General features: G+C 73.1%; 17 protein-coding genes. 4 read left to right on the top strand and 13 right to left on the bottom strand.

What is annotated here, in order from left to right; all coding sequences use genetic code 11:
• Positions 1–6: 6 nt before the first annotated feature.
• The 6 genes from ACI793_RS03995 to ACI793_RS03970 form a co-directional block, all read right to left on the bottom strand.
• A complete protein-coding gene (locus tag ACI793_RS03995) occupies positions 7–522 on the bottom strand; it encodes a hypothetical protein (RefSeq protein WP_456605064.1) in 516 nt (171 codons plus the stop codon).
• A 112-nt stretch (positions 523–634) separates the two neighbouring features.
• Positions 635–1336 carry a polysaccharide deacetylase family protein gene (locus ACI793_RS03990; protein ID WP_456605063.1) on the bottom strand — a complete coding sequence of 234 codons (702 nt, stop codon included), beginning with the start codon at positions 1334–1336 and terminating at the stop codon, positions 635–637.
• A 371-nt stretch (positions 1337–1707) separates the two neighbouring features.
• Entirely contained in the window at positions 1708–2892 is a 1185-nt protein-coding gene (locus ACI793_RS03985) for an NAD(P)/FAD-dependent oxidoreductase (protein WP_456605062.1), read from the bottom strand.
• Positions 2893–2952: 60 nt separating this feature from the next.
• Positions 2953–3561 carry a hypothetical protein gene (locus tag ACI793_RS03980; RefSeq protein ID WP_456605061.1) on the bottom strand — a complete coding sequence of 203 codons (609 nt, stop codon included), beginning with the start codon at positions 3559–3561 and terminating at the stop codon, positions 2953–2955.
• 53 nt (positions 3562–3614) lie between these two features.
• Complete coding sequence (locus ACI793_RS03975) at positions 3615–5771, bottom strand: acyltransferase family protein (RefSeq protein ID WP_456605060.1); 2157 nt, start codon at positions 5769–5771, stop codon at positions 3615–3617.
• Positions 5772–5959: 188 nt separating this feature from the next.
• Positions 5960–7426 (bottom strand): protein adenylyltransferase SelO, encoded by a 1467-nt coding sequence (locus tag ACI793_RS03970; RefSeq protein WP_456605059.1) that lies wholly within the window; start codon positions 7424–7426, stop codon positions 5960–5962.
• A 142-nt stretch (positions 7427–7568) separates the two neighbouring features.
• Here ACI793_RS03970 and ACI793_RS03965 point away from each other — a divergent pair, with 142 nt between their 5' ends.
• Entirely contained in the window at positions 7569–7904 is a 336-nt protein-coding gene (locus ACI793_RS03965; RefSeq protein WP_456605058.1) for a PspC domain-containing protein, read from the top strand.
• On the opposite strand, the gene ACI793_RS03960 is transcribed toward ACI793_RS03965, so the two are convergent.
• Positions 7877–8128, bottom strand: coding sequence for a hypothetical protein (locus ACI793_RS03960; RefSeq protein ID WP_456605057.1), 252 nt, complete (start codon positions 8126–8128; stop codon positions 7877–7879). The genes ACI793_RS03965 and ACI793_RS03960 overlap by 28 nt on opposite strands.
• A 140-nt stretch (positions 8129–8268) precedes the next feature.
• Here ACI793_RS03960 and ACI793_RS03955 point away from each other — a divergent pair, with 140 nt between their 5' ends.
• A complete protein-coding gene (locus ACI793_RS03955; protein ID WP_456605189.1) occupies positions 8269–8883 on the top strand; it encodes a hypothetical protein in 615 nt (204 codons plus the stop codon).
• Between the two features lie 66 nt (positions 8884–8949).
• A complete protein-coding gene (locus ACI793_RS03950) occupies positions 8950–9930 on the top strand; it encodes an LLM class flavin-dependent oxidoreductase (RefSeq protein ID WP_456605056.1) in 981 nt (326 codons plus the stop codon).
• A gap of 8 nt (positions 9931–9938) precedes the next feature.
• Here the strand turns inward: ACI793_RS03950 and ACI793_RS03945 are convergent, their stop codons facing one another.
• On the bottom strand, positions 9939–10418 hold the full coding sequence (locus tag ACI793_RS03945; protein WP_456605055.1) for a hypothetical protein: 480 nt from the start codon (positions 10416–10418) through the stop codon (positions 9939–9941).
• A gap of 81 nt (positions 10419–10499) precedes the next feature.
• On the opposite strand from ACI793_RS03945, the gene ACI793_RS03940 reads away from it, so the two are divergent.
• Complete coding sequence (locus ACI793_RS03940; RefSeq protein ID WP_456605054.1) at positions 10500–11399, top strand: DUF1028 domain-containing protein; 900 nt, start codon at positions 10500–10502, stop codon at positions 11397–11399.
• A 6-nt stretch (positions 11400–11405) separates the two neighbouring features.
• On the opposite strand, the gene ACI793_RS03935 is transcribed toward ACI793_RS03940, so the two are convergent.
• From ACI793_RS03935 to ACI793_RS03915, 5 genes are all read right to left on the bottom strand, one after another.
• Entirely contained in the window at positions 11406–11804 is a 399-nt protein-coding gene (locus ACI793_RS03935; protein WP_456605053.1) for an MmcQ/YjbR family DNA-binding protein, read from the bottom strand.
• Positions 11805–11856: 52 nt separating this feature from the next.
• On the bottom strand, positions 11857–12249 hold the full coding sequence (locus ACI793_RS03930) for an MmcQ/YjbR family DNA-binding protein (protein ID WP_456605052.1): 393 nt from the start codon (positions 12247–12249) through the stop codon (positions 11857–11859).
• 265 nt (positions 12250–12514) lie between these two features.
• Positions 12515–13312: a succinate dehydrogenase/fumarate reductase iron-sulfur subunit gene (locus ACI793_RS03925; protein ID WP_456605051.1), complete on the bottom strand. Its 798-nt coding sequence runs from the start codon at positions 13310–13312 to the stop codon at positions 12515–12517.
• A gap of 20 nt (positions 13313–13332) precedes the next feature.
• Complete coding sequence (locus tag ACI793_RS03920) at positions 13333–15279, bottom strand: fumarate reductase/succinate dehydrogenase flavoprotein subunit (RefSeq protein ID WP_456605050.1); 1947 nt, start codon at positions 15277–15279, stop codon at positions 13333–13335.
• Positions 15280–15291: 12 nt separating this feature from the next.
• Positions 15292–15996 carry a succinate dehydrogenase cytochrome b subunit gene (locus ACI793_RS03915; RefSeq protein WP_456605049.1) on the bottom strand — a complete coding sequence of 235 codons (705 nt, stop codon included), beginning with the start codon at positions 15994–15996 and terminating at the stop codon, positions 15292–15294.
• Positions 15997–16168 lie beyond the last annotated feature (172 nt).

The raw sequence follows: 16168 nt of genomic DNA, 5'->3' as shown, positions 1-16168 counted from the left end.
CCCCGGTCAGGCCGTGACGAGGCTGCGCATGCTCTGGGTGAGCGCCAGGGCGAGACGGCGGGTCACGCGCAGGCTCTGGTCGGCCAGCGCGTACGTGGTCTCGATGACCTCCTCCGGGCGGACGAGCACGGCCGGCACGAGGCTGCGCACGATGGTGGTCACGCCCTGCACGAGACCCGCGACGGCGTCCTCGCTGCTGTCCGCCGCCGAGGCGAGCTGACGCCGGGCCTGCTCCTGCTCCTGCTCGCGCAGTTCCACGAGCAGGTCGCGGCGGACGGCGAGCACGAGCTGGCGGGCCCGCTCGTCGTGGGACCCGTTCCGGGACTCCTGCAGCACCTGCGCGGCCAGCAGCTCCCGGGCCCGGTCCTCCGCCTCGTCGCGGGTGCGCGCGAGCTCCTCCATCTCGGTGGGGCCGCCGGTGGCGGGTCCGGTCGTGGACTGCGCGGCGGCGTCCGCGGGGCGCTCCGCGTCGCCTGCAGCAGTGTCGGTCGCGTTCCGGTTCTTGGCCGAGGGCGTGGTCATGGCTTCCTCCTGGGACGGTCGGCGTTCGGGCACCACGAGGCTCCGGCCGCGACATGACCCGGGGGCGAGCGCCGCGCGCACAGGAGGAGAGGGCGCCGCCAACAGTCGGGGACTACAGGTGGTCCGACAGCCGCACGAACCGGAAGCCGTCCGCGGTGAGCCGAGGGAGCGCGGCGGCCACCCCGGCCGCCGTGCCGCCGGTGGGCTGGTTCATGTGCCCGATCACGATCGACCCTGCCGAGGCCGACTGCAGCGCGGCGGTCACCTGCCCCGCCCCGAACGTCGCGCCAGCGTCGCCGTTGACGTCGAAGTTCACCACCGTCTCGCCGATGTCGCCGGCGATCCGGACCGCGACGTCGTCGTAGTGCGCCGTCCCGGACCGGAAGAAGCGTGGGGGTGCGCCGGTCAGCTCGGTCAGGGTCAGCCGGTTCCCGGAGACCTCGTCGAACACCTCGCCGGGGCCGGCGGTGCCGGGGATCCCGTACGCCGCCGTGCCCCGTACCGACAGCGGCAGGTGGGCCGTGCCGTGGTTGGCCAGCTCGAACAGCGGATCGGCAGCCAGTGCCGCGGCGAGGTCGGGGTGGGCGAGGAGCCACCGCTGGTTCAGGAACAGCGTGGCCGGCGTCCCGGTCGACCGCAGGGTCTCGATCAGTGCGCCGTCGTAGCCGCTGCCATGGGGGCCGCCGCACGCGTCGAACGTCAGCGCGATGACGCGCTCCCGCGTCAGCAGCCGGTTCACGACGCCGGGCACGTCCAGACCGAAGGCGGTTGGCGCCACCCCCGAATACCGCGCCACGACGTCGTCCCGCGTCATCGCGGCGGCCTGGGCCGGCGGGGGGCCCGGGGGTGACGTGGCGGGTGCGCTGCCCGTGGGTGCCGCAGGAGCCCGCGTCCGCCCGTGCCGCTCAGCCGGCGACGGCGCGCACGCGCTCAGCACGCCCGCCGTCGTCAGCCCCAGGAATGCCCGGCGGCTGGTGGCACGGGTGGGCGGGGTCCCGGTCCGGTTCTGCGGCTGCTCCACGATCGCGCTCGTCTCCGGGGCGTGACGCGGTGGAGCACGCGCTCCGAGGACCGATGGTCCGGCGGAACGCCCCGTGTCAGCGCCGGACGAGCACCGCAGGGCGCTCTGACCGGGCAGTATGCCGTCGGCGCCCGCTTCGGGGCAGCCGACGAGCTGTGGGTCGCTCAGACCCGGCCGCGGAGGATGCGCCGGAAGTAGATCCGCGGCAGGACGTACCGGTCGAACAGCCAGGCCGCGCGGCGGGGGACGAACGGGTCGATGAACGGCACCGACGGGCTCGCCCCGCCGTCGCGGTCGACCTCGTTGAGCGCCAGCTTCCGCCGGTCCACCGTGATGGGCATGACCGTGTAGCCGTCGTACCGCTGCAGCGGCTTGCCGTCGCGGGCCGCCGCCAGGTTCTGCGCCAGGACGTCGACCTGCTTGCGCAGCGCGCCCCCTGAAGGACGGGTGTCCGCATCCGCGGCGTCACCGATGGCCCAGATCGACTCGGCACGACGGGAGCGCAGCGTGTGCGGATCGATGTCGACCAGCCCCGGTGCCGGGTCGGTGGCGAGACCGGCATCGGCGATCCAGCGCGGCGCGCGGTAGTGGGGCACCGCATGGGCGAAGGCGACGTCCTCGACCACCTGCCGACCGGTGGACGAGACGACCGTGACGGCGTGGGCGTCGGCGTCGACCCGCTCCACGTGGGCCTCGCGCAGCACCTCGATCCCGTAGTCGGCGAAGGCGTGCTCCAGCACCTCGTCGGCCCTCGGCAGCCCCGTCGCCGTCGCGGCCGGCAGGACGAGCCGGACCCGGAGATCGCCCAGCGTGCCGGCCCGCCGCCAGTGGTCGCAGGCCATGAGCAGCGGCTTGAGCGCGGTGGGCCCGCACGACGCGGGCTCCGGCGGCACGGTGAAGACGACCGAGCCGCCGCGCAGCGAGGTCAGTCGCGGCCAGACCGTGGGCGTGCTGCCCGGCACGTAGGACGACGCCGCCCACCCGTCGGCGTAGGCCGCCTGCAGCCCCGGCGTGGCGTCCCAGTCCTCCTCCAGGCCGGGGCAGAGGACGAGCGTCGCGGCGTGCAGCGTGCGTCCCGAGCGGGTCCGGACGGTCATCGCCGCCGGGTCGACCGCCGCCACGCTGTCGCGGATCCACTCGCAGCCTTCGGGGACGACGTCCGCCATCGGCCGTTCGAGGTCGGCCATGGTCGCCTCGCCCGCGGCCACGTAGTTGAGCAGCGGCTTGTAGCGGTGCACGGGCTGGGCGGCGACGACCGCCACCCCCCGGACGCCGTCGCGGAGGAGCCGCGCAGCCAGCGAGATGCCGGCGTTGCCGGCTCCGACGATCAGTACTTCGCGACTCTCCACCCGACGAGCCTGCCCACCCGGAGCGGATCGTGCTCGCTGGGACCGGGTGTCAGGCCGGGGTCAGAACGGCCATTCCCACCCGTGCGGCCCGTCACGGGGCGCGTAGACCAGGGAGCCGCTGGTGACCGGCACGTCGAACACCATCCACCCCTCGTACGCCTGGTCCGGCCCGATCCGCATGTTCTGGATCTGCCGTGGGGCGCCGAAGCAGGCGCGTGCCTCCGAGCTGACCGGGTCGTAGGTGGTGCCGTCGGGCCCGACGACGCTGAAGTCGTAGTCGGCGATGGTCGTGACCACCCGCGGGTCGAACTCCTCCGACGCCTCCGCGCGCATGCGGAACGCCACGTAGTGACCGTTCGCGGGCGGCACCTCCGAGTCGTCGTCGCAGACCGGGTCGACGACCAGCCGGACCATGCCCAGCGTCAGCATCGGCGGCTCGTCCGGGTCGGACGACGGGCGGACGGCGGCCTCCTCGTCGAACCGCAACGGGACGTTGCCCCGTTCGTTGAGCTCCGGCTCGGTCTCCTCGGTGCCGGACCCGGCCGCGGTGCTGCGCGCCGACGACCCCGTGGGCTCCGGACCGGCGTCGTCCCCGTCCGCGGCGTCGCTGAAGCCGCAGGCGGTCAGCGTGAGCGCCAGTGCGAGGGCGGGTAGAACCGAGCGGCGCATGACCATCCCTGTACTCGTGGATCCGACCCGCAACGTATCCCGTCCGCGGCTGCTCACGGCGCGAGGATCGCCGCCACGACGTGGGGGCCGATGAGCTCCGAGTACTCGGCCGTGAGGTGCTGGCCATCGGCGTACACCGGCGTCCGACCCACGAACGTCGGGCAGCGGTCCTCGACGCAGAACCACTGCTCCGGGTCGATGGCCCGCACGTCGGTCGCGGCGGCGACCTCCCGCTCGCTCGCGATCTGCGCCTCGAAGATGTCCGCCGGCCCGCGGAGGCAGTCGTCGGGCCCGTTGAGGCCCGTCGGGCACGTCAGCAGGCTGTCGGCACCCGGAGGGGCGCCCAGGATGACGACCTCCGCGCCGGAGGCCTGGACCCGGCGCACCACCGCCTCGAGCCCCTCGCGGTGGATCGCCGCCGTGTCCGAGCCCCGCTTCAGCTCCGCCCGCCAGGAGTGGGCCAGCACCACCAGGGTCGGCGGGTTCTCCAGGATGTGCTCGATGGCCCATTCCCGGTGCTCCGCGCAGGCGGTGTGGGAGCGGGCGCCGTAGAGGGTCGTCGCGGTGACGTTTGGGCACAGGCCGAAAGTCATGCTCTGCACCGACCACCCGTCCCCGACCAGCTCCCGGCGCAGTCCGGGCAGCCACGCGGCGGCGAACGAGTCGCCGAGCACGACGGCGGACCGCTCGGCGTCCGGATCGCCGTACCGGCAGTCGTCGGCGTTGGCCGCGGTGACGTGCAGGCACCCCTGCGCCCACTGCTTCGGCAGGTAGTCGGGCAGCTCGTCCAGGCTCGGCTCGAGGTCGGCCGGCCACTCCGTGGCCAGCGTCGCGGCGTAGATGTCCTGCTGCAGCGGCGGGAGCGACGGCACGTCCCGGACGGCGGCGATCCGGTTCGTCTCGGCGGCGGCCCGGCCCCCGCGGTCGCCCAGCGAGGGGAGGACCACCGCACCCGCCGCGAGGAGCACGGCCGCCCCGGCGGCCAGGCCGACGGTGCGGGCGCGGACGAAGACGAGGCGGGCTCGGGCGGAGTCGACGGGCCGGTGCGGCAGCAGCCAGGTGGAGTGCAGGACCGGCTGCTCGATGCAGTAGTAGGAGACCGTTGCCAGGACGAGCGCGAGGCCGACCACGGCGACCTGGAGGACTGCGGAGCCGGGTGCGAGGAAGGCTCCGGCGATGATCAGGACCGGCCAGTGCCAGAGGTACAGCGAGTAGGAGATGGCGCCGAGGAATCCCGCGGGGGCACTCCCCAGCCCCCAGCGCGTGCCCGGGCCGGCCGGTGCGCCGCCCCAGGCGAGCAGCAGCGCCGCCCCCAGGACGGGCAGGGCCGCGGCGCTGCCCGGGAACGGCGTGCCCTCGTCGATGAGGAAGGCGGAGGCGAGCACGACGGCCAGACCGGCCCACGCCGACGCCGCGCGCAGCAGCACCGGGAGCCGCTGGAGCTCCGACACCGACACCGCGACGAGCGCGCCCACCCCGAGTTCCCACGCCCGGGTGAAGGTGGAGAAGTAGGCGGTCGCCGGGGAGGTGCTGGTCGCATGCAGCGACCAGGCGAAGGAGGCCGCGGTGACGGCGCCGAGAAGGAGCACCAGGATCAGTGCGCGCCGGCGACCGCCGGCCAGCGGGTCCGCGCGGTGGCGGCCGCCCGCAAGGGGGACGGCGAAGGCGAGCAGGATCAGGGCCGGCCAGACGAGGTAGAACTGCTCCTCGACGGCCAGGGACCAGAAGTGCTGCACCGGGGACGGCGCGGCGGTCGCCTCGAAGTAGTCGGTCCCTTGACGCGCGAAGTTGATGTTGGCGCCGAAGAACGCCGCCCAGAGGATGTCGTGGACGGCCTCCTGGAAGCGGCCTCCAAGGAAGACGAACCACGTGGCAGCCGTCGTCGCCGCCAAGGTCACGAGGGCGGCGGGGAGCAACCGCCGTGCGCGCCGCGCGTAGAAGCCGCGGAAGGAGATGCGGCCCGTCCGCGAGCGCTCGCGCACGAGCAGCCCGGTGATCAGGAAGCCGGAGATGACGAAGAAGACGTCCACGCCGATGAAGCCGCCCGCGGGCCACCCGAACACGTGGTCGGCGACGACCAGGCCGACGGCCACGGCACGCAGGCCCTGGATGTCCGGCCGGAAGTGCTGCTTCCCGGCGGGTGCCTCGTCGCTGCCTGCGGTGCCGGGACCGAGACGACGGGGGTCGACCGGAGCGGTGGCGCTCGCCATCACGTACCCCTGTCGCTCTCGGCCCTCCCGGCGGCGGATGCGCTGCCCGGCCACCAATATCCCCTGTCATCGGCGCCAGGGGCGCTCCACGGGTCCCGCCGGACGGTTCCGGGTCCTCCGTCGTTCCCCTGAGGCCCCGACCGCTCCGGTGGTCACGCCAGCACCAGCCGCCCGGCGTGGGTGGGCGGTCAGGTTCCGCAGAAGGTCCGGAAGGTGGCGCCGAAGTCGCGGGGTGCCGGATCGGCGTACCGCTCGTGGTCCGGACGCTCGTGGAACGGCGCGGCGAGGACCTCCAGCAGCTCCTCGACCAGGGTCAGGTCCCCGGCGGTCGCGGCATCGAGCGCCTCCTCCACGAGGTGGTTGCGCGGGATGTACACCGGGTTCACCCGGTCCATCGCCTCCCCGTCGGGCCCCACGGCCCGCCAGCGCGCCAGCCAGCCGTCGATCCCGGCGAGGTCAAGGAACAGCAGCCGCACGGGCTCGGCGTCGCCGCGGGCGGCGTCGGCGAGCCGGCGGAAGAACGACGTCCAGTCGACGTGGTCCGCCTGCAGCAGGGGGAGCAGGTCCTCGACCAGGCTCGACACGAGGCCCTCGTCGGCGTCGGCGGGCAGCCCCAGCTTGGCCCGCATCCCGTCGGCGAAGGCGGCGTCGTACCGCGGGCGGAAGGTCTTCAGCGACTCGACCGCCATCGCGATCGCCTGCTCGGGATCGTCGGACAACAGGGGGAGCAGCGCCTCGGCCAGCCGGGCCAGGTTCCACTCCGCCGCCAGCGGCTGGTTGCCGTAGCGGTACCGGCCGCCCTCGTCGATGGAGCTGTAGACGGTGTCCGGGTCGTAGGCCTCCATGAACGCGCACGGGCCGTAGTCGATGGTCTCGCCGGAGATCGTCATGTTGTCGGTGTTCATGACGCCGTGGATGAAGCCCACCAGCATCCACTGCGCCACCAGGGTCGCCTGGACGGCGAGCACCGCCTCGAACAGCGCGAGGTAGCGGTTCTCCGCCTCGGCGGCCGACCCGTGGTGCCGCTCGATGGCGACCTCGGCCAGGCGGCGCAGCAGGTCGGCGTCGTCGGTGGCCCGGGCGTACTGGAAGCTGCCGACCCGCAGGTGGCTGCTCGCCACCCGGGCCAGGACGGCGCCGGGCAGCAGGGTCTCGCGGCGGACCCGGCGGCCGGTCGCCACCACGGCGAGGGCGCGGGCGGTGGGGATGCCCAGGGCGTGCATCGCCTCGCTGATGACGTACTCGCGCAGCATCGGGCCCACCGCGGCGAGCCCGTCGCCGCCGCGGGCGAACGGCGTGCGCCCGGAGCCCTTCAGGTGCAGGTCCCGCACCCGGCCGGCCGGGTCGACCAGCTCGCCGAGCAGCAGCGCCCGGCCGTCGCCGAGCCGCGGGGTGAAGCCGCCGAACTGGTGGCCGGAGTAGGCCTGGGCGACCGGCCGTGCGCCGTCGGGGACCGCCGTGCCGACCAGCAGGCGCAGGCCCTCGGGCGCGCGCAGCGCGGCGGGGTCGAGGCCGAGCTCGGCGGCCAGCGGCTCGTTGAGCGCGAGCAGCCGCGGCTCGGGCGCCTCCTCGGCCTGCCACGGCAGGGCCATCTCCGGCAGCGCACGGGCGAAGCGGTCGTCGAGGTCGACTGTCGGTGCCGCAAGGTCGCTCACGCCTCGACGGTACGTCCGCGCGCGGCGGCGTGTCGGCTCGGCGACCACCCGGGCGCCGGGGTTCCACCCTGACCGCGGGATCAGGGACGGATCGGGGCGTCACCGGATGGTTCGCCGGCCCCGCCGTCGGCAGGCTGTGCCCATGACCGATGCCGCGCCGACCACCTCGCCCGCCGACCGCCCTGCCCCGCCGCCCGGCCCGCGTCCGGAGGCCCGGCGCAGCGGCACCGACCGGATGGCGGGTGGGGTCTGCGGTGGGCTCGCGCAGCACATCGGCGTCGACGCCGTCCTCTGGCGCGTGGGCTTCGTGGCGCTGACGCTCGTGGGGGGCAGCGGCGTCCTGCTCTACCTGCTGCTCTGGGTGCTGCTGCCCCCGCCCGCAGGCGGCCCCGACGAGGCGCTCAGCCCGTTCGAGCGGCTGGCCCGGCGGCTGCACGCCGCCGTCAACGGCTACCGGGCGACGCCGCCGCCCGTGTGATCGGCGATGCGGGCGCACTCCGCGCAGCGGGCCGGAACTTGATCGGCGGACCAGTCCCGGTCCGCGGTGGCGGTGACCAGCAGGCCGCAGACCGAGGACTCCAGGCCGTCGACCGCGGGCTTGGCCACGGCGTGCACCAGGTCGGGACCCGGCGCCTCGGCATCCCACGGGTCGCGACCGCTCCACACCACGGGCGTACCGGTCACGAAGAGGCTCGCTGTCATGCCAGAAGAGTGGCGACCCGAGATGACGGTCGGATGACGGTGCACCGAACATCCGGTGGAGATGGATCCGTTGCCTCCCACTGCCATGCTGACCGCCCGGACCATCCGTTCCCCGCAACCGCAAGGAGATCCGCGTGAGCATGCCCCCGGCCTCGTCGTCGCCGGCGCCGATGGTGGTGCCGAGGTTCTTCGTCAACCAGCGGATCACGCCGATGGTGAACCGGTACGAGATCCTCGCCGCCAACCCCGACGGGACCCCGGGCGCGCTGCTGGCGCTGGCCCAGCAGCGGCGGATGACGCTCAAGGAGGAGGTGGTCTTCTTCTCCGACGAGTCCAGGAGCCAGGCCGTCTTCTCGTTCAAGGCGCGGCAGCGGCTCGACGTGCACGCCCGGCACGACGTGCTCGACGAGTACGGCCGGGTGATCGGCAGCTTCAGCAAGAGGTTCGGTGCGAGCCTGCTCCGGTCGACCTGGGAGCTGTCGGCCCCGGGGCTCGAGGCCGTCGGGCGGGAGCGCCGCCCCGTCCTCGCCGTCGTCCGGCGCATCTGGGGAGCCATCCCCTACATCGGCGAGGTGTGGGTGCCCTTCGTCTTCCACTTCGACTTCACCGACTCCGCCACCGGCGCGCCGGTCCTGGTGAGCGAGCGCCAGAAGGCCGTCCGCGACCGGTACGACGTCACCGTGCCCGACCCGCGGCTGGACTTCCGCGTGGCTGCCTCGATGGCGGTGGCACTGGACGCGCTGCAGAGCCGCTGAGGCGGCGGGAAGCCTCCGCGCGCCGGCGGGGTTGCGCATGGCAACCGACGTGAAAGGCACCTCTCCATGCGCATCCCGCTGTCCGTCCTCGACCTCGCGCCGATCAACCGCGGCGAGACCGCGTCCAGCAGCATCGCCGCGAGCGTCGCCCTCGCCCAGCGGGCGGAGGAGCACGGCTACGAGCGCGTCTGGTACGCCGAGCACCACAACATGCCCCGGATCGCGTCGTCGGCCACCAGCGTCCTCATCTCGCACGTCGGCGCGCACACCCGCACGATCCGGCTCGGTGCCGGCGGCGTCATGCTGCCCAACCACTCGCCGCTGACCATCGCCGAGCAGTTCGGCACCCTCGACGCGATGTACCCCGGCCGGATCGACCTCGGCCTGGGCCGTGCGCCGGGCAGCGACCAGAACACCATGTACGCCCTGCGCCGCACTCCGGACTCCGCCGACCGCTTCCCGCAGGACGTGCTGGAGCTGCAGGCCTACCTGGCCGGCGAGACCCGGGTGGCCGGCGTCGACGCGATCCCGGGCAAGGGCTCGCGCGTCCCCCTCTACATCCTCGGCTCCTCCATGTTCGGCGCGACGCTGGCCGCCGCCCTCGGCCTGCCCTACGCGTTCGCCTCGCACTTCGCGCCGCAGATGCTCCAGCCCGCGGTCGAGGTCTACCGCCGCGAGTTCCAGCCCTCCGAGCAGCTGGACCGCCCGTACGTGATCGCCGGCATGAACGTCGTCGCCGCCGACACCGAGGACGCCGCCCGCGTGCAGCTGCAGGCGGTCAAGCGCAACCTCGCCATCGGGCTGTTCGGCCGGGGGCAGTCGCTGACCGACGAGCAGGCCGACCAGCTGCTGGCCCAGGGGGCCGGCCACCACGTCGAGGGGATGCTCACCCACACCGCCGTGGGTGTCCCGGGACAGCTCGCCGACCAGGTCGAGGGCTTCCGGAAGCTGGCCGACGCGGATGAGCTGATCATCGCCCACCAGTCCTCGACCGTGGAGGGCCGCCTCCGCTCGGTGGAGCTCCTGGCCCAGGCGCTGGAGGGCTGACCCGGAGATCAGTCGCCGTCGTCGGCGCAGATCTGGATCACCAGCCGACCACCCTGCACCTCGGCCTCGAGGTCGAGTTCCTCGCCGTCCCGGGTGAACTCGATCTCCGCCTCGTCGTCGTCGCTGTCGACCGAGGTCGACCAGTCGCCGGAGGAGCGGACGTCCACCGTCAGACCGCCCCCGTCCTCCAGCCGCAGGGTGACCTCACCGGCGTCGGTGACGACGTAGCGGCCGTCGGCGGACTCGGGCACCGGCTCGCAGCTCCCCGCCGCCGGACGCGGCACCTGGCCGGGGCTCGCGGCGCCCGGCGAGCCCGACGCGCCGGGGGAGCCCGACGTGCCCAGGGACGGCGAGTCGGGCGTGCTCTCCCCGGACGTCGGTGTGGCCGAGGTGGTCGTGGCCACGTCCTGCGGGTCGTCGTCGGTCCCGCAGCCGACGAGGACCGAGAGCGCGAAGGCCGGGAGGAGCACGGCGGACGAGGGTCGCATGGGCCCTCCTTACCCCTCCCGGGCGGCCGGTGCCAGGGGGACGGGGTTTGTCCGACCGGCCGATGCGGGCAGGCCGAGCCGGTGACCTACTCGATCGTGGCCCGTGACCCCGCGACCGGGGATCTGGGTGTCGCCACCCAGTCCCAGGCCTTCGCCGTCGGCAACAGCGTGCCCTTCGCACTGCCCGGCCACGGGGTCATCGCCACCCAGTCGATGGCCGAGCCCATGTACGGCGCGGTCGGCCTGGACCTGCTGCGCGGTGGCTTCACCGCGCAGGAGGTGCTCACCGCCCTCAGCAGCGTCGACCCCCAGCCGGAGCGCCGTCAGGTGGCCGTCCTGGGGGTCAACGGTGACCTCGCCGCCTACACCGGCGGGCAGTGCGTCGACGCGGCCGGCCACCTCGTGGGGGACACCTGCGTGGCGCTGGCCAACATGGCCACCTCCGAGCAGGTGTGGGAGTCGATGGTGGAGCGGTTCGAGAGCTCCGGCGGCCCGCTCGCGGAGCGGCTGCTCAGCGCCCTGCAGGCGGGGGAGGAGGCCGGCGGCGACTTCCGGGGCCGTCGCTCGGCCGCGATCATGGTGATCCGGGCGACCACCACCGGGCGCCCCTGGCACGACATGGTGGTCGATCTGCGGGTCGACGACGACGCCGACCCGATCACCGCGCTCGCCGATCTCCTGGTCACCCGCGCCCGCTACCAGGACGTCGTCCGCGCGTTCCAGCTCGCCATCGACGGCGACCCGGTCACCGCCGACCGGGAGCTGGAGCTGCTGCGGCCCATGGACGCCGTCACCGAGCCCGACCAGCTGATGTGGCGGGCGGTGGTCGCCGCACTGGCCGGCCGGGAGGAGGCCGCCCGGGAGATGCTCGTCGATCTCGCCTCCCGTTCGCCGCAGTTCGTGGAGGCTGCCCGGCGCTTCGGCAAGGCGGGGCTGATGCCGTCCGACGTCATCGAGCGGATCGTGCCGGCGCCCACCTGATCCGGGTCAGGAACCGCCCGCGGGCGGGCCCGGGTGCTCGGCGAGCAGCCGCCGCGGCGCCCGGCAGGCCCACGCCTCGGCCGCGAGCTCGGCCAGGTCCCGCTCGCCCAGCCGGTCCAGGCGGCACAGCACCGTCGGGTAGCCGTCGAAGTGCGAGGTCGTGAAGTACAGCTCCGGTTCCTCGGCGATGAGCGCGGCCTTCGCGCCCTCGTCGGGGACGTAGGCGGCGAGGACGGGTCCGGCCGGGGCCGCGTCGCCCAGCTCGGCGAGGTCCTTCTTCCCGAGCGGGCGCTCCCACACGAACGACCTGTCCCGCACCTTCCACTGCCGCCATCCGCGCGAGCTGCCCTCGCTGGTGGCCGGGAGCGCCAGGCACACCCGCGCCACGTCGTCCCAGGTCGCCATGCCCGGCACCGTAGGGCAGCCAGGCCCGCCGCGGCAGGGCCCCCGGCGCGGCTCAGCCGCCGGGGCCGGGATGGTCGTGCACGAGCCGGCGGGGAGCGCGGCTGGCCCACGCCTCGGCCACCAGCTCGGTGAGGGTCTCCTCGTCGAGGCGGTCGAGCCGGCACATGAGCGCCGGCCACCCGTCGAAGTGCGACGTCGTGAACCACACCCCGGGATCGTCGGCGAGCAGCGCCGCCTTGGCGCCCTCGTCGGGCACGTAGGCGACGAGCACGGGCCCGGTCGGTGCCGCCGCGCCGAGCTCGTCGAGGTCCGTGCGGTGCAGCGGCCGCTCCCGCACGAACGTCTTCCCGCGCACCAGCCACCGGCGCCGGCCGGAGGCCGAGACCGCCTCGGTGGTCGCGGGCAGCGCGAGGCACGCATGCGCCACGTCGTCCCAGGTCGGCATGGGGCGATCCGTTCCCCGCCGGGCCCGGCGGGACACCGGGCCGGTGTCAACCGTCCCCCCGACGGGGGACGGCCCTTTCCGGGCGCTGGAGTTCGCGTCCGCGCCGGTCGATGAGGGGTCGTGCACGCTGCTGACCCGCGCCCCTGACCCTGGCGGACTGGCGGGCGCCCCTGACCCCGGCGCCCCCAGCACGCGAGAGGCCCCCTCCGATCGACTCGGAGGGGGCCTCTCGCGCACGTCGTCCGGAGCACGACGTGGAGATCGCTCAGCTCTTCGGGCGGGCCCCCGCGCGCAGGGCGCCGAGCAGGTCGTGGTTCAGCCGGGAGATGGTCTCCATCGAGATGCCCTTCGGGCAGGCCGCGGAGCACTCGCCGATGTTGGTGCAGCCACCGAAGCCCTCACGGTCCTGCTGGGCGACCATGTTGACCACGCGGTCGTTGCGCTCGGGCTGGCCCTGGGGGAGCAGCCCGAGGTGGGTGACCTTGGCGGCGGTGAACAGCATCGAGGAGGCGTTCGGGCAGGCCGCCACGCAGGCGCCGCAGCCGATGCAGGTCGCGGCGTCGAACGCGTTGTCGGCGTCCTTCTTCGGCACTGGGCTGGCGTGCGCCTCGGGCGCGGTGCCGGTCGGGACGCTGATGTAGCCGCCGGCCTGGATGATCCGGTCGAGCGCCCGCCGGTCGACGGCGAGGTCCTTGATGATCGGGAACGCCGTGGCCCGCCAGGGCTCGACGTCGATCGTGTCGCCGTCCTTGAACGAGCGCATGTGCAGCTGGCACGTGGTCGTCTGCTGCGGGCCGTGCGCCATGCCGTTGATCACGACGCCGCACATGCCGCAGATGCCCTCGCGGCAGTCGTGGTCGAAGGCGACCGGGTCGTCGCCCTGCATGATCAGCTGCTCGTTGAGCACGTCGAGCATCTCCAGGAACGACATGTCCGGGGAGATGTCGGTGACCTTGTAGGTCACCATCTTGCCCTTGACCGTCGGCCCCTGCTGGCGCCAGACGCGCAGCGTCAGGTTCATGCCGCGCTTGCCCGCGCCGGGGTCGCCGACGCTGGAGCGCATCGTGTCTTCGTGTGTCGCTGTCACTTGTAGCTCCGCTGGGCGAGGTGGACGTACTCGTACTGGAGGTCTTCCTTGTGGAGGACCGGCGGCTGACCCTCCGGCGTCCACTCCCAGGCCGCGACGTAGGCGAAGTTCTCGTCGTCGCGCAGCGCCTCGCCCTCGGGGGTCTGGCTCTCCGCACGGAAGTGCCCGCCGCAGCTCTCCCGGCGGTGCAGTGCGTCGATGCACATGAGCTCGCCGAGCTCGATGAAGTCGGCGACGCGGCCGGCGTGCTCCAGGGTCTGGTTGAACGAGTGCCAGTCGCCGGAGACCTTGAGGTTGCTCCAGAACTCCTGACGGATCTCGCGGATGCGGTCGATGGCCTTGCGCAGACCCTCGTCCGTGCGCTCCATGCCGCACAGGTCCCACATCAGCTGGCCGAGCTCGCGGTGGAAGGACGCCGGGGTCCGGTTGCCGTTGATGCTCAGCAGCTTCTGCACCTGCTCCTGGACGCCCGTCAGCGCTTCGACGGCGGCCGGGTGGCTCTCGTCGACCTTCTCGAAGGGCCCGTCGGCGAGATAGCTGCTGATCGTCGACGGGAGCACGAAGTAGCCGTCGGCGAGCCCCTGCATGAGCGCGCTGGCGCCCAGCCGGTTCGCCCCGTGGTCGGAGAAGTTCGCCTCGCCGATCACGAACATGCCGGGGATCGTGGACTGCAGGTCGTAGTCGACCCACAGGCCGCCCATCGTGTAGTGCACGGCGGGGTAGATGCGCATCGGGACCGCGTAGGGGTCCTCGCCCGTGATCTGGGCGTACATGTCGAAGAGGTTGCCGTACTTGGCCTCGACCGCCGGGCGGCCCAGCCGCTCGATCGCCTCGGCGAAGTCCAGGTAGACACCCAGCCCGCCGGGGCCGACGCCGCGGCCCTCGTCGCAGACGTTCTTCGCCTGGCGCGAGGCGATGTCGCGGGGCACCAGGTTGCCGAAGGCCGGGTAGAGGCGCTCGAGGTAGTAGTCGCGCTCCGACTCCGGGATCTCGCGGGGGTCCCGGGTGTCACCGCGCTCCTTGGGCACCCACACGCGGCCGTCGTTGCGCAGCGACTCCGACATCAGGGTCAGCTTGGACTGGTAGTCGCCCTTGACCGGGATGCAGGTCGGGTGGATCTGGGTGTAGCAGGGGTTGGCGAAGTACGCGCCCCGCTTGTGCGCCCGCCAGATCGCCGTGGTGTTCGAGCCCTTGGCGTTGGTCGAGAGGTAGAAGACGTTGCCGTACCCGCCGCTGGCGATGACGACGGCGTCGGCGAAGTGGGTGCTGATCTCGCCGGTGACCAGGTCGCGGGCGACGATGCCGCGGGCGCGGCCGTCGACGACGATCAGGTCGAGCATCTCGGTGCGCGCGTTCTGCTCGACGGTGCCGGCCGCGATCTGCCGCTCGAGGGCCTGGTAGGCGCCGTAGAGCAGCTGCTGGCCCGTCTGGCCGCGGGCGTAGAAGGTGCGCGACACCTGGGTGCCACCGAAGGACCGGTTGTCGAGCAGGCCGCCGTACTCGCGGGCGAAGGGCACGCCCTGGGCGACCGCCTGGTCGATGATGTTGACGCTGACCTCGGCGAGGCGGTGCACGTTGTTCTCGCGCGACCGGAAGTCGCCGCCCTTGACCGTGTCGTAGAACAGCCGGTGCACGCTGTCGCCGTCGTTGCGGTAGTTCTTGGCGGCGTTGATACCGCCCTGCGCGGCGACGCTGTGCGCGCGGCGCGGGCTGTCCTGGTACCAGAAGGACTTCACGTTGTAGCCGGCCTCGCCGAGCGTCGCGGCGGCCGAGCCACCGGCCAGGCCGGTGCCGACGACGATGATCGTCAGCTTGCGGCGGTTCGCCGGGTTGACCAGCCGGCCACGGAACTTGCGCTCGCTCCAGCGCTCGCCGATCGGCACGTCCATGGGTGCCTTGGTGTCGGCGATCGGGTCGCCTTCGGTGAAGAGTTCGAGAGGCATGCCTGGGAATCCTTAGTCGATCAGACCGAAGAGGATGGCGAAGGGCGTCAGCAGGAAGCCGACGGTCAGGACCGTCGCGATCGCGGTGGCGGTGTAGTTGACGGTCACCTCTCGGCGGCGGTTGCTCTGCCCGAGGGTCTGGGTGGCGCTCCAGATGCCGTGGCGGAGGTGCATGCCCACGAGGATCACCGAGATGGCGTAGAAGATCGTGACGACCGGGTTCTGGAAGCTGGCCAGCAGGCGCTCGTACGGCTCGCTGTCGTGACCGGCCGCGTTCGCCGTGCCCAGCGTGAGGTCGAGGATGTGGAAGATGATGAAGGCCAGGATGATGACGCCGCCCCAGCGCATCGTCCGCGAGGCGTAGCTCTGGGCCACGGCCTTCTTGGTGACGTAGCCCTGCGGGCGGGCCCGCTTGGCCTGCCGCCAGAGCGACACCGCGGCCCAGATGTGCGCGATGACGGCGGTCAGCAGCACGATGCGGATGAGCCACAACAGGGTGTCGCCCGGCAGGGCCGGATTGCCCACCGTGCGCAGCCAGCTCGAGTAGTGGTTGAAGTCCTCGGCGCCGGAGAAGGCCTTGAGGTTCCCGATCATGTGCACGATCAGGTAGAGCACCAGGATGATGCCGCTGATCGCCATGACGGCCTTCTTGAAGACCGAGGTGGTCTTCGCCGCCTTCGGCGTCCTGCGCTGCGTCGAGTCCGTAACCGTCACCACGGCGTCCAAGCTAGGACCTTCCTCGTCCGGCCACCACGTTAACGCGCGGTGACACACCTCTCGTAAGGGTTGCCTTACCGCGTGGGGGGTCGTTCACTGTCCGGTCGGGCCGATTTCCGCGTCAGCCCGCCGTGCGCCGGCCCCGTCCGCCGCCTGTCCGCATGGGGAAGAG

It is taken from the genome of Blastococcus sp. SYSU DS0617 (assembly GCF_054051075.1).
The sequence above is the reverse complement of the archived record's forward strand: the minus strand, read 5'-3'. Positions and strand labels throughout refer to the sequence as shown.